The sequence below is a fragment of the Vibrio sp. V23_P3S9T160 genome (assembly GCF_963886625.1).
Taxonomy (GTDB): Bacteria; Pseudomonadota; Gammaproteobacteria; order Enterobacterales; family Vibrionaceae; genus Vibrio; species Vibrio anguillarum.
The window spans coordinates 1-22905 of record NZ_CAWPDB010000142.1 but is presented as its reverse complement, the minus strand read 5'-3'; the positions used below and the strand labels follow the sequence as shown (position 1 = coordinate 22905).

18 protein-coding genes are annotated in these 22905 nt (G+C 44.5%); 3 read left to right on the top strand and 15 right to left on the bottom strand.

The genetic code is table 11. From position 1 onward, the window contains the following. Nucleotides 1–98: 98 nt before the first annotated feature. From AACU59_RS12720 to AACU59_RS12710, 3 genes are all read right to left on the bottom strand, one after another. Nucleotides 99–1448: a replication-associated recombination protein A gene (locus AACU59_RS12720; RefSeq protein ID WP_094145614.1), complete on the bottom strand. Its 1350-nt coding sequence runs from the start codon at nt 1446–1448 to the stop codon at nt 99–101. A gap of 48 nt (nt 1449–1496) precedes the next feature. Next, nucleotides 1497–2099 (bottom strand): outer membrane lipoprotein chaperone LolA, encoded by a 603-nt coding sequence (lolA, locus tag AACU59_RS12715; RefSeq protein WP_026027187.1) that lies wholly within the window; start codon nt 2097–2099, stop codon nt 1497–1499. 173 nt (nt 2100–2272) lie between these two features. Beyond that, the gene (locus AACU59_RS12710; RefSeq protein ID WP_052190313.1) at nt 2273–2929 is read right to left on the bottom strand and encodes a YecA family protein; all 657 of its coding nucleotides are present in this window, start codon (nt 2927–2929) and stop codon (nt 2273–2275) included. A gap of 62 nt (nt 2930–2991) precedes the next feature. Here AACU59_RS12710 and dusC point away from each other — a divergent pair, with 62 nt between their 5' ends. After that, the gene (gene dusC, locus AACU59_RS12705; protein WP_088718024.1) at nt 2992–3948 is read left to right on the top strand and encodes a tRNA dihydrouridine(16) synthase DusC; all 957 of its coding nucleotides are present in this window, start codon (nt 2992–2994) and stop codon (nt 3946–3948) included. 101 nt (nt 3949–4049) lie between these two features. Here the strand turns inward: dusC and AACU59_RS12700 are convergent, their stop codons facing one another. From AACU59_RS12700 to yfbV, 4 genes are all read right to left on the bottom strand, one after another. Continuing rightward, nucleotides 4050–4844: an ABC transporter ATP-binding protein gene (locus AACU59_RS12700; RefSeq protein WP_010319725.1), complete on the bottom strand. Its 795-nt coding sequence runs from the start codon at nt 4842–4844 to the stop codon at nt 4050–4052. Continuing rightward, nucleotides 4841–5785 (bottom strand): ABC transporter permease, encoded by a 945-nt coding sequence (locus tag AACU59_RS12695; RefSeq protein WP_013856502.1) that lies wholly within the window; start codon nt 5783–5785, stop codon nt 4841–4843. The genes AACU59_RS12700 and AACU59_RS12695 overlap by 4 nt, the downstream gene beginning before the upstream one ends. Nucleotides 5786–5844: 59 nt before the next feature. Further along, nucleotides 5845–6810, bottom strand: coding sequence for an ABC transporter substrate-binding protein (locus tag AACU59_RS12690; protein ID WP_017048094.1), 966 nt, complete (start codon nt 6808–6810; stop codon nt 5845–5847). A 358-nt stretch (nt 6811–7168) separates the two neighbouring features. Continuing rightward, the gene (gene yfbV, locus AACU59_RS12685) at nt 7169–7621 is read right to left on the bottom strand and encodes a terminus macrodomain insulation protein YfbV (RefSeq protein WP_013856500.1); all 453 of its coding nucleotides are present in this window, start codon (nt 7619–7621) and stop codon (nt 7169–7171) included. A 348-nt stretch (nt 7622–7969) separates the two neighbouring features. On the opposite strand from yfbV, the gene AACU59_RS12680 reads away from it, so the two are divergent. Continuing rightward, complete coding sequence (locus AACU59_RS12680; RefSeq protein WP_013856499.1) at nt 7970–9166, top strand: acetate kinase; 1197 nt, start codon at nt 7970–7972, stop codon at nt 9164–9166. A gap of 172 nt (nt 9167–9338) precedes the next feature. After that, entirely contained in the window at nt 9339–11483 is a 2145-nt protein-coding gene (gene pta, locus AACU59_RS12675) for a phosphate acetyltransferase (RefSeq protein WP_013856498.1), read from the top strand. A gap of 79 nt (nt 11484–11562) precedes the next feature. On the opposite strand, the gene AACU59_RS12670 is transcribed toward pta, so the two are convergent. The 8 genes from AACU59_RS12670 to AACU59_RS12635 all read right to left on the bottom strand — a co-directional run. Continuing rightward, complete coding sequence (locus AACU59_RS12670) at nt 11563–12513, bottom strand: glutathione S-transferase family protein (RefSeq protein WP_094145610.1); 951 nt, start codon at nt 12511–12513, stop codon at nt 11563–11565. 197 nt (nt 12514–12710) lie between these two features. After that, nucleotides 12711–13703 carry a murein tripeptide/oligopeptide ABC transporter ATP binding protein OppF gene (gene oppF / locus AACU59_RS12665; protein WP_010319732.1) on the bottom strand — a complete coding sequence of 331 codons (993 nt, stop codon included), beginning with the start codon at nt 13701–13703 and terminating at the stop codon, nt 12711–12713. After that, a complete protein-coding gene (locus AACU59_RS12660) occupies nt 13700–14671 on the bottom strand; it encodes an ABC transporter ATP-binding protein (protein WP_094145609.1) in 972 nt (323 codons plus the stop codon). The genes oppF and AACU59_RS12660 overlap by 4 nt, the downstream gene beginning before the upstream one ends. A gap of 22 nt (nt 14672–14693) precedes the next feature. Further along, nucleotides 14694–15596, bottom strand: coding sequence for an oligopeptide ABC transporter permease OppC (gene oppC / locus AACU59_RS12655; protein ID WP_026028150.1), 903 nt, complete (start codon nt 15594–15596; stop codon nt 14694–14696). A 15-nt stretch (nt 15597–15611) separates the two neighbouring features. Continuing rightward, nucleotides 15612–16532, bottom strand: coding sequence for an oligopeptide ABC transporter permease OppB (oppB, locus tag AACU59_RS12650; protein ID WP_013856495.1), 921 nt, complete (start codon nt 16530–16532; stop codon nt 15612–15614). A 118-nt stretch (nt 16533–16650) separates the two neighbouring features. Further along, nucleotides 16651–18282, bottom strand: a complete 1632-nt coding sequence (locus AACU59_RS12645) for an ABC transporter substrate-binding protein (RefSeq protein WP_141195622.1) — start codon at nt 18280–18282, stop codon at nt 16651–16653. Between the two features lie 521 nt (nt 18283–18803). Beyond that, nucleotides 18804–20582: an EAL domain-containing protein gene (locus AACU59_RS12640; RefSeq protein ID WP_094145683.1), complete on the bottom strand. Its 1779-nt coding sequence runs from the start codon at nt 20580–20582 to the stop codon at nt 18804–18806. Further along, nucleotides 20579–22905: hybrid sensor histidine kinase/response regulator (locus AACU59_RS12635; RefSeq protein WP_161437594.1), on the bottom strand; the 2327-nt coding region annotated here is incomplete at its 5' end. The genes AACU59_RS12640 and AACU59_RS12635, both read right to left, overlap by 4 nt.

Below are 22905 nucleotides of genomic sequence, written 5' to 3'. Positions count from 1 at the left end.
AATCCTATGCTTTTAGTTATGAAAAACGCGCCTGCATCCCTTTCTAATAAGAGCGACGCGTAGAGAAAATTGAACCCGACAAAGATAACGAAAAGAGACTATTTTTCATAGCGCTTTTGTGGGCTTTTTGCATCTAAACTAGCCAAGTAATCTAACTTTTCACCAATTTTGGTTTCTAAACCTCGATTTGTTGGCTGGTAGTAGCGTGTATCGCTCATTTCAGGCGGCAAATAACTTTCGCCAGCCGCGTAAGCTCCCGGTTCATCGTGGGCATAGCGATATTGTGCTCCATAACCAAGATCTTTCATCAAACTGGTTGGTGCATTACGCAAATGAGGCGGCACCTCATACTCTGGCAAATTATGCGCATCAGCTAAGGCTTGCTTCCACGCACTATACACGGCATTACTTTTGGGCGCGCACGCTAAATAGACAATCGCTTGTGCAATAGCACGTTCACCTTCCGCAGGACCAACGCGGGTAAAACAGTCCCAAGCGGCGAGCGCCACCTGCATGCCTCTTGGGTCGGCGTTGCCGACATCTTCCGAAGCTATCGCCAATAAACGGCGAGCGATATAAAGTGGATCGCAGCCTGCTGCGATCATTCTGGCCGACCAATACAGCGCCGCATCGGGATTGGAACCTCGAATCGATTTATGCACCGCAGAGATAAGGTCGTACCAAATATCGCCTTTATTATCAAAGCGCGACACTTTTTCGCCTGCCACTTCGGCCAACAGTTTGAGCGTAATGAGCTTTTCACCTTGCGCATTCTCTTCGGCCATGTCGTACAGCAGCTCAAGATAATTGAGTGACATGCGCGCATCACCATTGACCAATTCAGCCAAACGTTCGAGCACCTTATCCATAAACTGCGCTGCAACTTTACCTAAACCGCGATCAGCATCGTTGATTGCTTGATTGAGCGCCAGCAAAATTTCATCGCTAGCCAGCGAGGTTAATTTGTACACCCGAGCACGAGATAGCAAAGCGTTGTTGAGTTCAAAAGAGGGATTCTCTGTCGTGGCACCAATGAAAGTCACAGTGCCATCTTCAATGTGTGGCAAAAAGGCATCTTGTTGAGATTTATTAAAACGATGCACTTCGTCTACAAACAAAATAGTACGTCGACCCGCCATTTTATTTTCGCGTGCTTTTTCAATGGCAGCACGGATCTCTTTAACGCCAGAAGTCACCGCAGAAACACGTTCAACCTCTGCATTGGCGTAATTCGCCGCCACTTCAGCTAAGGTCGTTTTGCCCGTACCGGGCGGCCCCCACAAGATCATCGAATGAATATGACCAGCCTCTAATGCACGCCGCAAGGGTTTACCCACGCCTAAAATGTGCTGCTGGCCAATATACTGCTCAACCGTCTGAGGGCGCATTCTCGCGGCCAACGGACGGAAATCTTCATCACCCGAAAAATCTAAGCTGTAGTTACCCACACTGCTGTAGTTACCCACACTATAATTGCTCACGCCTTAGTCCCTATCTCAATTACGTTGATCATCAACCTCGACACCTTGCGGGATCTGGAACGTGAAACGCGCTTTAGCGGCCGGTGTTAGTTGTACATCGCTAAACGTAAACAGACTCTTCTGTCCATCTTGTTCAATCACGTTAAAACCTTTCACGATCCCTTTCTCATCAATCGCTATCTGAAACTGCCCTTGGTTTGAATCTACCGCGGTTGGCGTTAGGGTGAAATCATCACCGTTTTGTGCAACCTTGTAGTGATCCCAATCACTGGCGCGATTACGAGTCAGCAACACAAAAGGAGTTTGTTCCGTCGCTTGTTCTTGATTATAAATACTCACTTGTTCGATAAATGGGCTGTAATACCACAAGGTTTTACCATCAGACACCAGTAAGTTTTCATCAGGAGCGGTCGTTTGCCAACGGAAAAGGCTTGGCCGAACAATATCAACTTTCCCCTGACCTTCCATCACAATATCACCTTCAGGGCTGATCACTTGCTGGGCAAAGGTAGCGCTAAAACCAGCGTTCAGCGCGAGGCGTTGGCTCAACTCCTCTTTTGGCGCAGCCAAAACAGCGACAGAAAAACTACACAGCAACAGGGCTAACACTCTTTTCATGATTACCACACTCCATGGATAACAATTTTTTGTCTACAACGTTTTCTATAACGTCTATTGATAAGACCCCATTCTTTTAAGAAGCATTCGCTTATAAGAACAGCTCGTTTATAAGGGCTTATTGGCTTGGGTTTGTCAGCGTTTTGTTGAGATTAAACCTCAGGCGGCGTACTTTACTGGCCACAGCACTGTTTGAATTTTTTGCCACTGGCGCACGGACAAGGATCATTGCGTCCAATCTCTTTAAATGGGTTAACCCGCTGCGTTTTCATGCCGAGCATTAATTCATCAGCCATTAACGCCACTTCAGTGAGCATGACATCCAACTGCTCAGCAAAATCACTCAAACTGGGTGGTGTTGCAAAACCCGCTTCGCTCATCTGCTGCTGTGTTTGTGTTTCATCGATGGCTAACATGAAGGTGGTCAACAAAGCTTGCAGCATGCGCAGGCTGCCATCACCAATTTGAGTCTCTAACCATTGCGGTTCAACGACTGGCCAGACGCTCATAAACCCTTCAGCAAAATCAGCCCACTGAGTCGCATTATCTAGCAAGGCTAACGCCGAATATTCGCTACGTTTGAGCAAGTTATATTGCAGATTAATTTGCGCCATCACCGCTGGTTCAAGTGCTTTGACTTGCTCCCCCACTAAAGGTTCTAACCAAGTTGTGGGTTCTAACGGCTTAGTGGCGAAATTGGATGCCAAAATAGCCCCTTCAAAAAAATGAGCGGATTGAGGAGTTGATTGAGGAAGAGAGAGCAATGAGTAGGTCATGAAAATCTGTACAGTTAAAATGGTTGACCAGGGATTATATACCAACTCTTGCATTTAGTGACTTTTGATTCGGTAACCACTACAATCTCGCCTCGAATTTTTAAGGCGAAATGATGATGCGTGTAATTTTGGGCCCAATGGAGGGTGTGCTAGACCACTTGATGCGTGAACTGCTCACCCAGATGAATGATTACGATCTGTGCGTGACTGAATTTGTGCGTGTCGTTGACCAATTATTGCCTGACCACGTTTTTTATCGCCTTTGTCCTGAACTGAAAACAGGCTCAAAAACGCAAGCAGGTGTTCCCGTGCACGTTCAACTGCTCGGCCAAGAGCCACATTGGATGGCAGAAAATGCCGCACGAGTTGCTGAATTAGGCGCGCACGGCATTGACTTGAACTTTGGTTGCCCAGCGAAAACGGTCAACAAACACAAAGGCGGTGCGGCGCTGTTACAACATCCGGAATTGATTTATCAAGTGGTAAAATCATGCCGAGATGCGGTACCGAAAGCGATCCCTGTTTCGGCTAAAATCCGCTTAGGTTGGGAAGACCCTAACGACTGCTTTGAAATTGTCGATGCGATTGAACAAGCTGGAGCAAACGAGCTCACAGTTCATGCCCGAACAAAAGCGGGCGGTTATCGCGCCAGTGAAATTAAGTGGGATTACATTAATCAGATACGCCAGAAGACGTCTCTGCCTCTGATCGCTAATGGCGAAATTTGGAACTATGACGATGGTCAAGCCTGTATTAAAGCGACGGGCGTAGAGTCATTGATGGTTTGTCGAGGCGCATTCAACGTTCCCAATTTAGGCAATGTGGTGAAACATAACCATAAAGTGATGCCTTGGCATGAAGTGGTTGATCTGCTCCTGCGCTATTCGCAATTTGAAATTAGAGGCGATAAAGGCTTTTACTATCCCAACCGAGTCAAGCAATGGTTTACCTACTTGCGTCAAGAATATCCTCAAGCTAACGAGCTATTTCGCGAAATCAGGACCTTCACCAAATCGGAACCTATCGTGGAGCACATTCAGCGTTACCGTGATCGGTTACAAAACACGTTGTGATGCGTTTTCTTCAGGCTTTCTCAAACTCACGCCGAGAAAGCCTGTTGCTGCGTAGTCAACCACTGTGTTAACTAACCCTCTGTGATAACGAAATAAAACCATTAACTGAGTAGAAGGCTATCATCTGCCAGCTCTTCGCCTCGAACTTTCGAAAACATTTCCAGTAGATCAGGCACTTTCATATTGGCACGCTGCTCACCAGATACATCAAGAACAATTTCACCTTGGTGAAGCATTACAGTGCGATCACCACACGCTAAGGCATCTTTCATCGAGTGCGTTACCATCATCACCGTCAAGTTAAATTCTTTGACGATTGTTTTGGTCAAATCAATGATAAAGGCCGCCATTCTAGGGTCCAGAGCCGCAGTGTGCTCATCAAGCAGTAACAATTTACTGTCAGATAAGGTTGCCATCACTAAGCTAACCGCTTGACGCTGCCCACCAGACAGTAGGCCGATGTTATCGCCTAAACGATCTTCTAATCCCAAACCAAGGATAGCGATTCGCTCTTGAAACAACTTGCGACGTGATGAAGAAAGTGACAGCCCCCACCCTCGGCGCTTGCCGCGCATGTAGGCTAAAGCCATATTCTCTTCAATGGTTAAATCGCCACATGTACCGGCAAGTGGGTCTTGGAACACGCGAGCGCATAAACGTGCACGCTGATCCACGCTCTGGCGCGTGACATCGACTTCATCGATGAGTACTTTGCCTGCCATCATGGGCGTTTCGCCCGTTACAGCGCCTAATAAGGTCGATTTCCCTGCACCATTTGAGCCAATCACAGTTAAAAATTGATGTTCAGGTACTTCGAGGTGAACACCTCTTAACGCTCTATTTTCTAAAATTGTGCCAGGGTTAAACGTGACTTGAATATCTTCTAAACGAATCATAATGTTTCTCCTGACGCTTTATCCTGCTTAGCAACAACCGACTTCTGAGCAGGAGAATTACCCTTTTTTGCTTTGAAGTTCCTTTTCATTTTTGGCGCAATCAGTGCAATGGCCACCAGCACAGCAGTAACTAAGTTGAGATCAGACGCCTGCAAACCGAACATGCCCGAGCTCAAAGCAAAGGCGACCGCTAAACGGTACAGCACTGAACCGACGATGACCGCCAGCACTGCAACCCAGATCCGGCGACCAGGGATCAACGTCTGCCCCAAGATCACAGCAGCAAGGCCAACGACAATCGTCCCTACGCCCGAAGTTACATCAGCAAAACTGTTGGTTTGCGCAAACAGTGCCCCAGCAAAACCGACAAAACCATTCGATAACGCAAGAGCAAAATAGGTATAAAACGAGGTGCTTCCGCCTTGTGCTCTCACCATGCGGGCATTAACGCCCGTAGCACGCAGTCCAAGTCCAAAGTCACTGTTTAATAATCGCACCACAAACCAGGCCGAAATCAAGACCAATACACCCACGACCAGGGGGCGAATGTAAACCGAGTCACCCATGGCTTCAAAGGGCGTAAGAATGGTCTCCTCCCCAAGCAGAGCAATATTGGGGCGTCCCATAATACGAATATTGATGGAGAAGGCGGCAATCATGGTGAGAATCGACGCCAATAGATGCAAAATACCGCAGCGAACCGCAAGAAATGCAGTCACCCAACCGGTAAAGGCACCCGCAAGTATTGCCATTCCTGTAGCAACCCAAGGGTTAATACCTGCCACAATCGCCGTTGCGGCCACCGCAGCGCCCATCGGGAAACTGCCGTCAACGCTTAAATCGGGGAAATCAAGGACACGGAAAGTGAGGTAAACACCCAATGCCACTAATCCGTACAGCAGCCCTATCTCTAGAGCGCCAAAAAAAGCAAAAGCAGACATAACAACTCCTTTCTCTGCTTAAACAGAGCTAAAGCCTTCGCTCTAGCTCTGAATGGTCTTTATTTTACGCTCGTAGCACGATCAAGTACTGACTGAGGAATCGTTACGCCCAGTTTTTCCGCTGCGGTTTTGTTGATCATTAAATCAGACCCTTTGGCCACTTTAACATCCAGTTTACCCGGTGCTTGGCCTTCCAAGATAGCGACAACATAGTCCGCGGTTTGTACGCCAATTTGGTAATAATCAAAGCCAAGGCTAGCAATCGCTCCGCGTTCAACATAAGAGGTTGCTGCGCCAAATACTGGGGTCTTAGCTTGGTTTGCCGAAACAATCATCCCTTCAATCGCACTGGCGACGGTATTATCAATCAAGGCATAGATAATGTCTGATTTTGAGGCAATCGCCTGTGTCGCAGTTTGTACGTCTGCGCTTTTTAAGGCTGTCGCTTCAATAAGTTTAATGCCATGTTTTTGAGTGCTCGATTTAAGCAGTTCCATCAAGCTCACTGCATTGGCCTCACCGGGGTTATACACTACACCGATAGATTTCACGTTTGGCATGATCTCTTTGATCAGCTCAATGTGCTGTTCAACTGGCGATAGATCAGAAAGCCCGGTCACGTTCTTACCCGGTTGCTCAAGTTTTTTCACCAATTTAGCACCGACAGGATCGGTCACCGCCGTGAACACGACAGGAATAGTTTTGGTTGCAGAGACGAGCGCTTGCGCCGTGGGGGTTGCGATGCCGACTAACACATCAGGATTTTCCCCGACAAATTGGCGCGCAATTTGAACAGCAATAGCTGGGTTGCCTTGCGCGGTTTTAAAATCAAAATCTAGATTTTTGCCTTGTTCATAACCTTTTGCTTTTAAACCATCAAGTAAACCTTGTCTGGTTGCGTCTAAAGCTGGGTGCTCAACAATTTGCGATACGGCGACTTTCGCTGTTTTGGCCATGATGCTTGTGGAAGAGAGTAATACTGCTCCTGCAAAAACGGCGGTAACAATGGCTTTGCCTGCTTTCATCTTAACTCCTTGATTTAAGCATTATACCCTTCCTACTTAAAGCGGTAGCAGTGCTAGCAAATGCGCTCATCCCGTTAAACACAGTTAACCTGTGCCACATTAGGATTCATCCCATTGCAGATTGCTTACAACTTCATATTGTTTGGGTATACATGTTGGATGTTGTGTTTTTAATATTTTTATGTACGCGCACTGAGCGTCGCTGACAACATTATTACCAGTAACTCAGGCTAAAGGGAAGTGAGCTTTAACAGTAAAGTAACAAAAAGAGAGATAAGAATAAGGCGAAAGTTGAATAACAAAGAGGAGTTCACTGCGGAAGTCCTCTTTGCCTTTTATTCACATGCTAACTGGGTGGCTAGAACCAGCGTTCTAACGCGGCGTCATCTAACTGACGGAATGCTCGGTTGAGGATAGCAGCCAGCTCTTTGTATCTCGGCTTCGCTTTGATTGGCTCTAAAGCAAAACCAGTATCGACAATCTTCTGGTACAGCTCTCGGTACCACCCAGCAAGCGAAGGTGGAAGTTGGGTATTGGCGCGGTTTCCCAGCCACCACATACCTTGTAGCGGTAAGCTTATGGCAAAAAGTGCCACTACCACTGCTTGGGGCATCGCCTGTGTATTTTCAAAAACCATCTGTGTCAGTACACTGATTGCGGCGATAGCTGGCATAGCCTTCACGCCAAAACGCGTGGCTTTAATGATCCGTTGCTCAGGAAAAATGAGGCCTAGTTCTTTACGCACAGGCCAAACATCCATATATTTCTGACCATCTTTCAGGCTGTGAACGATTCCAACTTTGTTATTCATAGCGCGCCCTCACTCTCGATGCTGCCCATTCAACTAAAAAATAGTTTAATGATTCAACTAATCTAGTAAAAAATTGATAGAAGTTAATATTATTTCAATTTTTTTTTGTTATATTGGCCCATTATCGCTATTCTTTGCGAGCCCTCAATCTCATTGTTGCCGTTATTTACAATTTAGGCAACTCCGAGATGAAATCTGCAAGGAATGCATCGACGACTTTACGTTAAAAGCCCCGTCTCATTATACGGAAATTCAAGTTTTATTGACCAAGATTAGTAGCGCTCCACAACGGTTCTACTATTCTTGTGAATGATTTTTATCCTAACCGATTATTACAGGTAGTCACACATGTCTAAGCTAGTTTTAGTTTTAAACTGCGGTAGTTCTTCTCTTAAATTTGCTGTTGTCGATGCAGAAACAGGTGCTGAGCACCTATCAGGTCTTGCTGAATGTCTTCACCTTCCTGAAGCACGTATCAAGTGGAAACTTGACGGTAAACACGAAGCGCAACTAGGCGAAGGTGCAGCGCACGAAGAAGCACTCGCGTTTATGGTTGAAACTATTCTTGCTTCTAAGCCAGAGCTTAAAGCTAACCTTGGCGCTATCGGTCACCGTATCGTACACGGTGGTGAGCAGTTCACTCAATCTGCACTTATCTCTGATGATGTACTGAAAGGTATCCAAGACGCTGCAACCTTTGCACCGCTTCATAACCCAGCACACATCATCGGTATCGAAGCCGCTAAGAAAAACTTCCCTGAGCTTCAAAACGTAGCTGTGTTTGATACTGCGTTCCATCAAACTATGCCTGAAGAGTCTTTCCTATATGCTCTTCCGTACAATCTATACAAAGAGCATGGTATCCGTCGTTATGGCATGCATGGTACTTCACACTTATTCATCACTCGTGAAGTTGCAGGCCTACTCAACAAGCCAGTTGAAGAAGTTAACATCATCAACTGTCACCTAGGCAATGGTGCTTCTGTTTGTGCGATCAAAAACGGTCAATCAGTTGATACTTCAATGGGTCTAACGCCGCTTGAAGGTTTGGTGATGGGCACACGTTGTGGTGACATCGACCCTGCAATCATCTTCCACCTGCACGATGCACTGGGTTACTCTGTTGATCAAATCAACACTATGCTAACCAAAGAGTCTGGCCTACAAGGCTTAACTCAAGTGACTTCGGATTGCCGTTTTGTTGAAGATAACTACGGTGAGAAAGAAGAAGCGACTCGTGCAATGGACGTGTTCTGCCACCGCCTAGCAAAATACGTGGCTGGCTACACAGCAAGCCTTGACGGTCGCCTAGACGCTATCGTCTTCACTGGTGGTATCGGTGAGAACTCAGGCCCTATCCGTGAAATGGTACTAAACCGTTTGGCTATCTTCGGTATCGAAGTCGACAGCGCAGCAAACCTAAAAGCACGTTTTGGCGGCGAAGGTGTGATCACAACGGCAAACAGCCGTATTCCAGCTATGGTTATCTCGACCAATGAAGAGCTAGTGATTGCTGAAGATACTGCTCGTCTGGCAGGTCTTTAATTGACTTTCTGGCTAACTCTCTGAGTTAGCCAGTTTTTTACCGGGGCTCAACCCTTAGTTTCTAGCGATTTAGGTCAGTAGGCTTATTTCCGAAGAAGGTCATGTTGGGCTTTGTTCCTTTTTCAATCTAGTTTCGGTTAGATTGATTTCAATAGTTTGAGGTACTCTACTCATGTCCCGTACTATTATGCTTATCCCTATCAGCGCTGGTGTTGGTCTTACTAGCGTGAGCATGGGTGTCCTTCGCGCCATGGAGCGTAAAGGTGTTAGCGTTTCTTTTTATAAGCCTATTGCACAACCTCGCTCGGGTGGCGATCAACCTGATCTCACTTCAACGATTATCGGTCGCAACAGCGACATCAGCATTGCAGAACCGATGATGATGTCAGCGGCAGAAACGTTGATCGGTAGCGAAAAGATGGATGTGTTGCTTGAAACCGTCGTTGAGCGTTACAACCACATCAATAAAGATTCTGAAGTAACACTGATTGAAGGCCTTGTGCCAACACGCAAACACCCATTCGCGAACCAAGTGAACGCAGAAATTGCCAAAACACTGGGCGCAGAAATTGTGTTTGTCGCGACACCGGGAACGGACAACCCAACTCAGTTGAAAGAGCGTATTGAAGTTGCGTGCTCAAACTTTGGTGGAACAAAAAATAAAAACATTTCAGGTGTTATTATCAACAAGCTTAATGCCCCTGTTGATGAAGCAGGCCGTACTCGCCCTGACTTATCAGAAATTTTTGATGATGCAGATAGCGCGAAACAAGCCAATTTAGAAGTGATGCAGATCTTCAACACTAGCCCAATTCGTGTGTTAGGTTGCGTGCCTTGGAGTATCGATCTTATCGCGACTCGTGCTATTGATATGGCCAAACACCTGAAAGCTGAAATCATTAATGAAGGTGAAATTAAGTCTCGCCGTATTAAGAGCATCACTTTCTGTGCGCGTTCTTTGCCACACATGATTGAGCACTTTAAGCCAGGGTCACTCTTAGTGACATCGGCCGATCGTCCTGACGTGATTGTTGCCGCCTCTCTGGCCGCAATGAATGGCGTTGAAATTGGTGCGGTACTGCTGACTGGCGGTTACGATATGCCACAAGAGATTGTGAACCTATGTAAACCAGCCTTTGAAAGCGGCTTGCCTATTTTTAAAGCACAAGGTAACACTTGGCAAACGTCACTCAACCTACAAAGCTTTAGCCTAGAAGTTCCAGCTGACGATAAAGAACGTATCGAGTTCATCAGCGATCATGTTGCTAGCCACATCGATGGCCCTTGGATTAATTCGCTCACTGAGGGCACGCAAGGTATTCGTCGCCTTAGCCCGCCAGCATTCCGTTACCAGTTAACTGAGTATGCTCGTCGTGCAGGTAAACGTATTGTGCTTCCTGAAGGGGATGAACCACGCACGGTAAAAGCGGCATCTATTTGTGCTGAGCGCGGTATTGCGACTTGTGTTCTACTTGGTAACCCTGATGAAATCCGCCGTGTTGCTGCGCAGCAAGGTGTTGAGTTAGGTGCTGGCGTTGAAATTATCGATGCTGACTCAGTGCGCGAAAACTACGTTGCTCGCTTGGTTGAGCTGCGTGGTTCAAAAGGCATGACGGAAGTTGTGGCTCGTGAAAAACTGCAAGATTCAGTATTCCTTGGCACAATGATGCTTGAAGCGGATGAAGTTGACGGTTTGGTTTCTGGTGCGGTTCATACCACAGCCAACACCATTGTTCCTCCATTCCAAATCATTAAGACCGCGCCAAATGCCTCGATTGTATCCTCTATCTTCTTCATGCTATTGCCTGATCAAGTGTTGGTATACGGCGACTGCGCCATCAACCCAGATCCAAATGCTGAACAGCTCGCTGAAATCGCGATTCAATCGGCCGATTCTGCAGCAGCATTCGGCATTGACCCGCGCGTGGCGATGATCTCTTACTCGACGGGTGAATCAGGTAAAGGTGCTGATGTTGATAAAGTGCGTGAAGCGACGCGCATTGCTCAAGAGAAACGTCCAGATCTTATTATCGACGGTCCTTTGCAATACGATGCTGCAATCATGGAAAACGTGGCGGCTTCTAAAGCACCAAACTCTCCAGTCGCTGGTAAAGCAACGGTATTTGTCTTCCCTGACCTAAACACAGGTAATACAACTTACAAAGCGGTACAACGCTCAGCAGACCTTGTTTCTATCGGTCCAATGCTGCAAGGCATGCGTAAACCAGTAAACGATTTGTCTCGTGGTGCATTGGTTGACGACATTGTTTACACAATCGCGTTGACGGCGATTCAAGCAAGCCAAGAAACAAAATAAAATTCTTAGCCTAACTTGCTGATTAAAAGGCTCTTATGTATCACATAAGAGCCTTTTTTATAGCACACTTCCACCCTCGTTATAACCCAATAAAGCCGCGCTCATGGGGCGAATCAAGATCAAGATCCGGCCCCTTAGGTACCACTTGCGTTGGGTTAATACCGATATGGCTGAAATAATAGTGGCGTTTGATGTGGTAAAAATCGGTCGTTTGTTTGATACCGTCGATTTGGTAAAGCTCTTTTAAGTAACCGCTTAAGTTCTCATAATCGGCGATACGCTGTTTATTGCATTTAAAATGACCGACGTAAACAGCATCAAAACGGATAAGTGTAGTGAATAAACGCCAATCCGCCTCGGTGATCTGGTTACCGACCAAGTAGCGATACGTCGCTAAATGATTGTTGACCTTATCTAATGCCGTAAAGAGTGCATCATATGCATCGTCATAGGCCTCTTGCGTGGTCGCAAACCCACATCGATAGACGCCATTATTAATATTGGGGTAGATATACGCATTCCATTCATCGATAGCTTTGCTGAGTGCTTGCGGATAGTAGTCGTACTGGTTACCCGTTAACTCATTAAATGCACTGTTAAACATGCGAATAATCTCAGAAGATTCATTGCTAACAATGGTATTAGTCTTCTTATCCCACAACACAGGTACAGTTACTCGCCCTGAATAATCTACCTTTGCTTTGGTGTAGATTTGATGGAGCTTGGTATAGCCGAACAGAGGTTCAGGAATACCAAAAGACCAGCCTTCACTTAGCATGTCAGGACAAACGACCGTAACATTAATGTGTTCGGTGAGTGATTTGAGTTGGCGAAAAATCAATGTACGGTGAGCCCAAGGGCATGCCAAAGAGACATACAAATGATAACGGCCCGATTCTGGTTGAAATCGTGCGTCTGGCTGGCTGTCGACCCAGTGTCTGAATCCTGCGTCTTCGCGAACAAAACGCCCAGCGCTGCTTTTGGTGTCATACCAAACATCGTGCCAGAAGCCTTCAACTAATTTTCCCATGATCTCCACTCCTCATTCCGATGACTTTTTTATTATAAGTAGGAGAGAAAATGGTAAAACCGGAGGAAGTTGTCCTTGTTATTCAGAAATTTTGAACAGTGCGATTTATCTATACCCGATTTGTCTATACCTAAGCGCACAGATAAAAAAAGCGCGACCCAGAAATGCGTCGCGCTTAAGCCTGTCACAGGCTAAATTTAGAGCTCGACATGCAAACAAGACACAGCATGTTCATCACTACCTTTAATCTGCGGTTTTTGCTGTGCACAGATTTCCGTCGCTTGAGGACAGCGGGTACGGAAAACACATCCAGAAGGCGGGTTGATTGGCGAGGGTAAATCCCCTTCTAGCATCTGAATTTTCTTAGCACGCTCCAGTTTCGGATCTGGAATTGGCACAGCCGACATCAAAGCTTTGGTGTAAGGGTGTGATGGATTCGCAAACAACGCCTCAGAGGTGCCAAGCTCGACCGCATTGCCTAAATACATCACGAGTACACGATCAGAGATGTGTTTCACTACCGATAAATCATGGGCAATAAAAACCAAACTTAAACCAAGCTCATTTTGCAGCTCTTTGAGCAGGTTAACCACCTGCGCTTGGATTGAAACATCCAAAGCAGAAACTGGCTCATCACAGATGATCATTTTCGGTTTTAAAATGAGCGCACGGGCAATACCAATACGTTGACACTGACCACCAGAGAATTCATGGGGATAGCGGTTAATGACGTTCGGCAATAAACCGACTTTTGTCATCATCTCTTTTACACGATCCTTCACTTCTTGCTTCGAAAGTTCTGGATAAAAGGTTTGAAGTGGCTCTGCAATAATATCGCCAACCGACATTCTTGGGTTCAATGACGCCAGTGGGTCTTGGAAAATCATCTGAATTTGCTTACGGGTTTTGCGACGCTCAACCTCATGCATTTTCGTCAAATCATTTCCTAGCCACACCACTTCACCCTCGGTGGCTTCGACTAAACCAATGATCGCTCGCGCAAAAGTAGATTTTCCGCAACCTGATTCGCCTACTACACCGAGAGTTTCACCCTCATATAGGCGCACATTAACGCCATCTACGGCTTTTAGGTTGGATGGTTTAGACCACGGCCACGCGGATTTAGAGGCAATGTTGAAGTGAACTTTGAGGTTCTTTACATCCAATAATAATGGTTTTTGTTCGCTCATTTAACCCAAGCCTCCCAATCAGAAAAACAGGCACGTTGGCGACCATCGGCAAATGGCAATAAAATAGGTGCTTCACGTTTACAGCGTTCTGTCACTCGGTGGCAGCGCTCTTGATAAGGGCAACCCGGTGGCAATCGTAGCAAGTTAGGTGGGTTTCCAGGAATTGTTGGTAATATTTCACCTTCCGTATCCAAACGAGGAATGGCTTTTAATAAACCTTCAGCGTAAGGGTGACTCGGGTTGTAGAAAATTTCATCCACAGAGCCATATTCCATCGTACGCCCAGCATACATTACCAATACTTTGTCACATGAACCCGCAACCACACCCAGATCATGGGTGATCATGATAATGGCGGTATTGAATTCGCTTTTGAGTTCATTTAACAAATCCATAATTTGGGCTTGCACCGTTACGTCCAATGCGGTGGTGGGCTCATCGGCAATCAGTAACTTAGGCCGGCATAACAACGCCATTGCAATCATAACGCGTTGACGCATACCGCCAGAAAACTCATGCGGATACATGGTAATTCGCTTACGCGCTTCGGGGATTTTAACCGCCTCTAGCATACGTACCGACTCTTCAAACGCAGCCGACTTGCTCATTCCTTTGTGCAGCATCAGCACTTCCATCAACTGATCGCTGACCTTCATATAAGGATTCAGTGACGTCATTGGGTCTTGGAAGATCATCGCAATTTGTTCAGCACGCACTTTGTTCAAGGCTTTTTCTGGCAAATTGAGGATCTCTTTCCCTTCAAATTTTGCGCTGCCCGTGATAATACCGTTTTTGGCAAGTAGGCCCATAATAGCGAACACGGTTTGCGATTTACCAGAGCCAGACTCCCCTACGATACCGAGGGTTTCGCCTTGCTCCAGTGAAAAAGTTAAATCGTTAACAGCAGTGACAATACCATCTTGAGTGGTAAATTCGACCCGCAGATCTTTGACATCTAATAAGCTCATTATTGCTTCCTTAATCTTTTAATTATCGGTCTTTAGGATCAAGCGCATCACGCAGACCATCACCGACATAGTTAAAGCAAAACAGGGTGACCACCATGAACGCGGCTGGGAAAGCAAGTTGCCAAATAGCGACTTCCATTGTTTGTGAACCTTCTTGTAGAAGTGCTCCCCAGCTTGTCATCGGCTCTTGAACACCAAGACCAAGGAAAGATAAAAATGACTCTGTCAAAATCATACTTGGGATCAACAGCGTCGAATAGACCGCTACAATACCCAACACGTTTGGCACAATATGACGTGTAATAATTTTCCAGTTGCTGACGCCACACACATGCGCCGCTTCAATAAACTCTTTGCTGCGTAGGCTCAAGGTTTGGCCACGCACAATTCGCGCCATATCAAGCCATGCAATTGCACCGATAGCGACGAAGATAAGTACGATATTGCGGCCAAAAAACGTGACCAACACAATCACAAGGAACATGAAAGGAACAGCGTATAGAATCTCCAAAATACGCATCATAATGCGGTCTACTTTACCGCCAATGAAGCCCGACGCCGCACCATAAAGTGTGCCGATCAGAACAGCAACCAGAGCGCCCATTACGCCAACCATCAGCGAAATTCGCCCACCAACTAAGGTACGCACATACAAATCACGCCCAAGGCTATCGGTGCCGAACCAATGATCCGCATTGGGCCCAACGTGCATTGAATACCAGTCCGTATTGTCATAGGTATACGGGGCCATCATCGGTAGTACGATCACCGCAAGGGTCATCATCGTCAGAATACACAAGCTGACCATTGCCGCTCTGTTACGCATAAAGCGAATTCGCGCATCTTGCCATAAGCTGCGGCCAGCTATTTCTAAGTTTTCAGAAAACTTCTCAACCGCGGCTAGGTTTTCTCTTTTCGTTAACATAACCATACGTCCCTGTTAGTAGCGAATTTTCGGGTCAATGACCGCAAGCAAAATATCAACAATGGCGTTGAAAAGAATAAATAGGAAACCAATTAAAATGGTTACACCCATCACCAATGAGTAATCGCGGTTAAATGCAGCGTTAACAAACAGCTTACCGATACCCGGTAGACCGAAAATCGTTTCAATCACCACAGACCCCGTAATAATACCGACAAACGCAGGCCCCATGTACGATACAACAGGCAGTAAAGCAGGCTTCAAAGCATGGTTAACAACGATATAGGGATAACTCAATCCTTTCGCGCGTGCCGTGCGAATAAAGTTACTGTTGAGTGTTTCTATCATTGAGCCACGGGTGATACGGGCAAAAGTGGCAATATAGAGCATCGACATACCCAGCACTGGCAGCACTAAATATTGGAAACTTCCATCTAACCAACCACCAGCCGGGAATATTTTCCAATGCAAGGAGAAGAGATAAATTAAAGCTGGGGCGAGAACAAACGACGGCATCACCACGCCAATCATTGCCGTCGACATGATGGTGTAGTCAATCCAAGTGTTGTGTTTTAATGCGGCAATCGTACCGATGGAAACACCCGCGATAACAGTAAAAATAAAAGCGATAAAGCCGACTTTTGCCGAGACAGGCAAGGCAACGGCGATCAATTCATTCACCGTATAATCTTGGTATTTGAATGATGGGCCAAAATCACCTTGCAAAATATTGGTCAAGTAGGTGAAGTATTGCTCAGAGACGGGTTTGTCTAAGCCATATTTAGCCTCAATGTTGGCCATCACTTCCGGTGGTAAAGGACGCTCGCTTGAGAATGGGTTACCCGGAGCGAAACGCATGAGAAAGAAAGATACTGTGATCAACACCAACATGGTTGGTATCGCTTCCAATATCCTTTTTGCGATGAATTTAAGCATAAACTCACTCTTTCAGTCTGTGACAATGAAAATTAGAAAGACGCTGCATGTAAATTACTATCTGAAGATGGCTACATGCAGTGTCTAAGTCGTTATATTTTTATCAGCGTAAGTGGACTTACTTTGCTGTGATATAAAGATCTTTTGAGTAGATCTTCTCTTCCGCGTTATTCATCGGGAAGCCGCCTACATTAGGAGATAATAAACGAGATTTAACATACTGATAGATAGGGGCAATCGGCATATCTTTGGTTAATAGTTTTTCAGCATCCAGATATAGCTTAGTGCGCTCCTCTTCAGAGGTTGATTTTAACGCTTTATCAATAATTGCATCGTATTCAGCGCTTTGGTAGTGCAAACCACCCGTGGTGTTATTGCTCACCATCAAGGTCAAGAATGAAGACGCTTCATTATAGTCACCACACCAACCAGCACGTGCCACTTCAAAGTTACCTTGATCTTTAGAATCTAGATAGGTTTTCCACTCTTGGTTCTCTAATACGACATTAATACCGAGCGTTTTTTTCCACATAGAACCCAGTGCTACAGCGATTTTCTTGTGGTTTTCCGATGTATTGTAGAGGAGGCTGAATTTCAGAGGGTTGTCTTTATTAAAGCCCGCTTCAGCCAACAATTTTGCCGCTTCTGCATCGCGCTCTTTTTGCGTCATCTTGCCATATGCTGGCATTTGAGGATTAAAGCCTGCCGTAATTTCAGGTGTTAAGAAATAAGCTGGTTTTTGGCCTTGACCTAAAATCGCATCACTCACAATGTTACGGTCGATAGCGTAAGAAATCGCTTTACGCACGCGAACGTCGTCAAATGGTGCCTTTTTGGTATTGAACAGATAGTAATAAGTACACAAGTTACCCTGAATCGATACTGATTCCGGGTGTTCTTTCTTCAGACGCTTGAAGTGCTCGGTGGGTAATTCATAAGAGATATCGATTTCGCCTGCTAGGAAACGGTTCATTTCTGATACTTGGTTTTCTATGGGCAAGAAGGTGACTTTGTTAATAACTGTTTTGTCATTGTCCCAATATTGCTCGTTACGTTTTAATACTAAACGCTCATTGACAACCCATTGATCAACAACGTAGGCACCGTTGCCAACAAAATGCTCAGGCTTGGTCCATTGGTCACCAAACTTTTCAACCGTCGCTTTATGGACTGGTTTCACTGTTGTGTGGCCCATCATCATGACGAAATAAGGCACAGCATCTTCAAGTTCAACAACGAGTGTATGGTCATCTTTAGCTTTAACGCCAAGTTCACTTTTGTCTTTCGTTCCTGCAATAATCTCTTTGGCATTTTTCATCTTGGTATATTCCATATACCAAGAGTAAGGAGAAGCCGTTACAGGATCGACTGCACGTTGGAAGCTGAAAACAAAATCACCAGCCGTGACAGGATCACCATTTGACCATTTTGCATTTTTGCGCAAATGGAAAATGAATGTTTTGTTGTCTGCCGTTTCCCAACTTTCTGCAACCCCAGGAATGGTTTTACCATCCGCGTCTTGGTTCACAAGCCCTTCCAATAAGTCACGAATTACGTGCGACTCAGGAACACCTTGGGATTTGTGAGGATCGAGTGTGGCGACTTCAGTACCGTTACCACGAACGATTTCCTGAACTTTGGCCAATTTGGTGCCGGCTGGAACATCAGCCGCGATAGAAAAAGTAGAAGTGGCAGCCACTGCCATACCCGCCCCTAGAAGAAGGGCTTGGGTGATTTTATTTTTATACATGCATAAACTCCAAGTTTTTATTTTTGCATCCATGACTTCCTTGAGAGCTCTCTAGCATCGCTAGAACTTTAGATTTATTTAGCGCAAAAACTAAGCAGAAAAATCTAAAAACTCCTAAGGATAGCGGCACACATTAGCAACCATTGAAGTAATTTGCCATAAAATCGTAGCAAAAAAATGCATAATTCCATGGTTTACCTAATGGAATAGATAAATAGCCCAACAATTAACTCAAACTCAGTGAATTAAAGTTACCAAGCGCTATCTGGTCAGACCATAGTGCTAAATCATCTAGTGTTGAGTACATTTTCAGCACGTTTCACTGGAAAATCAGCTTTTTTTAACATCTTAGTTACGTTAGATCTAACTTAAAGGGATAATCCTGCCATCTAAAAATAAAATCCGTGAAGAGTGTCACTAAAATTGATTAACAATAAATTAACAACGTGTTGATTGGTAATAATAAATAAACACTTTCACCGAAAAGTGTAATCTAATGCTTACGCAAATCGACATTCAGTTTACGCGATGCTCAAACTGGCACTAAGATGATCGAGCTCAATGTAACGAATCAACTCCATGGCCGAACGAATGCCCAATTTACTTTGAATTCTCGCTTTGTAAGTACTGACTGTTTTCTGATTAATATCCAGTTGATTAGCTATCTGCTTATTGGTCAAACCTTGAATCAACAAATTTGCCACACTCAACTCTCTGCTGGATAGTCTTTCATTGAGTCGAAAACTAGGTTGAAAATTAACTGTTCGCCCAACCTCCCCCATTATGCTCTGAATGGTGTCAGTCAATGCAGCTGATTTCACAATGTGGCGCGCATGTGCAAGTTCTGCAGATATTGCTTCATGATATTCATTGAGAAAAATAAGTCTTCCCTTAAAATTCATCGATTCAATATGCTGATGCAACTGCAAACTAGCGTCTTTACTGCAGTAGCTATCCACAACCACTAAATTAAAAGGTAAATCACGCAATCTCTTTACAGCGCAAGCGAGATCACTGGCAACGACCACCTGCGTAACGCGTTTTTCTCTCATCAACATTTTTCTTAGGGCATTAGCGCTAGTCGAATTTTCTCCAACTAATAAGCAATACACACCATCTTCAATACTTTGATGGCTTAACTGCTTGCTGATATTTTTGCTATACAGTTCAGCGAGATCGCCAATCGGCATGGGCATCGCCGAATAATAACCTTGACAAGTATCCACGCCTAAATGACGTAAATATTGCCAAGTATCTTCGTCCTCCACACCTTCGACAACACAATGCAGACCTAAGGATTGCGCTAGCAATAAGCACATGTTGGTGAGTTGCTGGTTTTTATAATTGGTGGAGAGATCGCGGACAAAGCTTTGATCTACTTTAAGTTCTGTAAAGGGTAATTTCGAAAGCTGACTTAGAGAGGCGTAGCCTGTGCCAAAATCATCAATGGATAAACCAACACCATGCATTCTTAAACGCGCAAGATTAGCCAGTGATGCTGTCGTACCGTTATAGACATGATCTTCCGTCAGCTCGAGCGTGAGTTTATCAGTAGGAAACGCGTATTTGTGACAGAGAGTAAGAATAGGGTCACAGATCAGCTGTTGTAAATTACTCTGGGAGATATTGATTGATAACTGAAGATCGGCTGACAAACTGCCTAAAGCCGATAATGCTTTATCCAAAACAATTAAAAACAGCTTATCCATCAAATTCAGCTCTTCAATAAGAGGCAGAAAATGCGCAGGGCTTAATACACCATGAACTGGGTGATCGAGTCGGACAAGTGCCTCGACTCCAACCATGACACCCGTTTTAAAATCAAACTGAGGTTGATAGTAATTGAATAACCAATCTTCACTGAATGCTGTTTCTATCTCTTTGTACCCTAATGAGATAGGCGTAATGCTTGCAGCCTGTTGTTCACACGTCACATGAAACGCATGAATCACGGTTTCAAGTTGCTCAATAGAATAGGGTTTTCGTAAAACATCGACAAAATTAAAGCTCGCTAAACAGCACATGTTATAAGTAAGGTCTAACACGGCATCGTCAACAGCACTCAATATAATAATTCCGAGTGAAGGATGTTTATCCCCAAGCATCGACAAAAGCGTAACTCCGTCCATTTCCGGCATATGAATATCACAAAAAACCAGCGATATCTCTTTGCGCAAGCATAAAGCCAACGCTTGGTGTCCATTTGCTGCAATATCGACATTATTCAATCCAAGTTGTCTGAGTTTCAGTTTCAAACTCGTGGCTTGAATTCGATCATCTTCGACAATCAAAATGTTCATTCGTCATCTACTCGTTGCTGTTTATCTAACCATTCTTGTGCTTGTGTAATCACGATTTTCATTTCCATTATCAGTCGTTGTTTTGCAGATACAACAGCTTGTGGTTCTAATTCGCGCTCCAAGCTAACCGCAAGACTCGCGAGATAATCCAGTTGAAGCGCTCCGGCAGAGCCTTTAACACGATGGGCTATCATTTTGTAATCAGAATCATGCTTTTCGAGTCTATCGACCTCGGCCGCTAAAGATTCTGCCACAACAGAAGCAATTTCACTTTTTTCACTCGGTAAAAAGCTCTCAAGCCAGCTTTTTGAGTCAACATTTACTAAAGGATACATAGAAAGATAACCACTCAACATAGTATGCAGCGACGCCAACGAGTAGGGTTTATACAACACGTGTTCCATACCAGACTGGTAAGCCTTCTCTGCGATCAACCGTGAGTCTTCTGCCGTACAACCGATAACCACCTTATATCTCTCTTGCGGAATATAATTTTTAACAAATCTTGCCAAAGCGAAACCATCCATTTTAGGCATATGGCAATCTGTTAGTAGTAAATCAAACTGGCTGTCTTCGCTTTGTAAAAGATGGCATGCCTCTTCTCCATCACCAACAATGGTTGCTTGTACACCAAGTTCATGCAGCTGTTTTTTTAATAACAAACGGTTAATAGCGTCATCATCAACCACCAAAACATGCCCGCAAAGTTTCATTTTTTTTGGTTGAACCAGCACTTGCTCACTATCTTTTATCTTATCAATAAGCAGGTCAGGATAGAGATGTTTTTTGGTCATTATCGCGTCAAAATCGACCAAGGATACACCACCTTGACTTACCGAAACCTGCCAACACTTCAGCCACTCGATAATGCGTTCGTTAGTGCAACGGTAGTTACGTTGACTCAACGGTTCAGACAGCGGCTCACCACAAATGGGAAGCACTATCGTTACTTGAGTCCCCTCATTCAGCGTACTGGAAACCGTGATATGACCATCCATTAGATTGACTAAATTCGATACTATTGACATACCAAGCCCAGTACCCCCATATTGGCGAGTAATGGTTTTATCCGCTTGCATGAATGGCTTAAATAACGAATCCAAGTGCGCTTCATTCATTCCGCACCCCGTATCTTTTACGGCAAAGACTATCTGTTCTTCCGTCAATTCAACGTGGATGGAAACCGTACCTGCCGTAGTGAATTTAACAGCATTGGCTAATACATTGGTAAGAACCTGATTTAAGCGTAATGCATCAAACTTTGCGTAAATAATAGCTGTCGGCACCCAATCAACAACGAACTCAACGCCTTTCAACTTAGCACTCGCTTCAAAGCTTCTAATGGTGGGACATAACTCTTCTAAAATATTATGCTGGCGTATATCTAATTGTAATTGCTGAGCTTCCATTTTTGAAAAATCTAAAATCTCATGGACATGGTGCTTAATTCTCTCGGCAGAACGAATTGCATTCGTCAATAACAAACGGCTCTCATCGTTTTTAATTCGAGTTGATAAAATCTCCATCAACCCTAGCATGGCCGCAATTGGCGTTCTAAGCTCATGACTCATTACAGCTAAAAAATGATTCCTCGCATCTACAGCTTCTAGTGCCTTATTATTAGAATCACGTAATGCTAATTCTGAGAGCTTGAGTTCTGTGATATCACTGCAAACGGTCAAGTAATGAGTATCCCCACTCTTGGGATGCGCAATCGATTCATGATTAATGACATAATATTTCTCATCAATCTGATAGTGTTTATTCGACAGATCGACAGATCCGATGCCAGTACATATGAGGCAATTCACATCATCACTAATTAGAGAAGCCTTGCTACATTGCTTATATGAACGGTTAGATAACACTACTTTCCCATTCACATCTGAAATAAAGATCATGCTGGGTATTTTATCGAGCAAATCCGTCAGCCATTGCACTTGAACTTCTGAAAGTTTTGAACTGATTTGACTGTATTTTAAGGAACTTTTTAACTTATAAAATATAATTATTCCAAATAATAATAAAAACAAAAAAATACACATTGCAATCAAAGAATAGATTATAACTTGCTGCTTATCATAACCATAATTCACATTCACTTTCTTATGGAGTGATTTTAGTGCATTAATCTCAGACTCAGTTACCATAGTTAAAGATCGGCTGAGCATTTCAAACAATATCGACTCATCCTTTCGAAAGACCATACCGATATTAATAGAGTAACCTTCATTATCTATTGCTGGAAGTATCAAAAACTTATCACCAAGGTATGCCATTTGCTGATTTATAATATCTTGATTCATTAAGGCATGAGTTATCT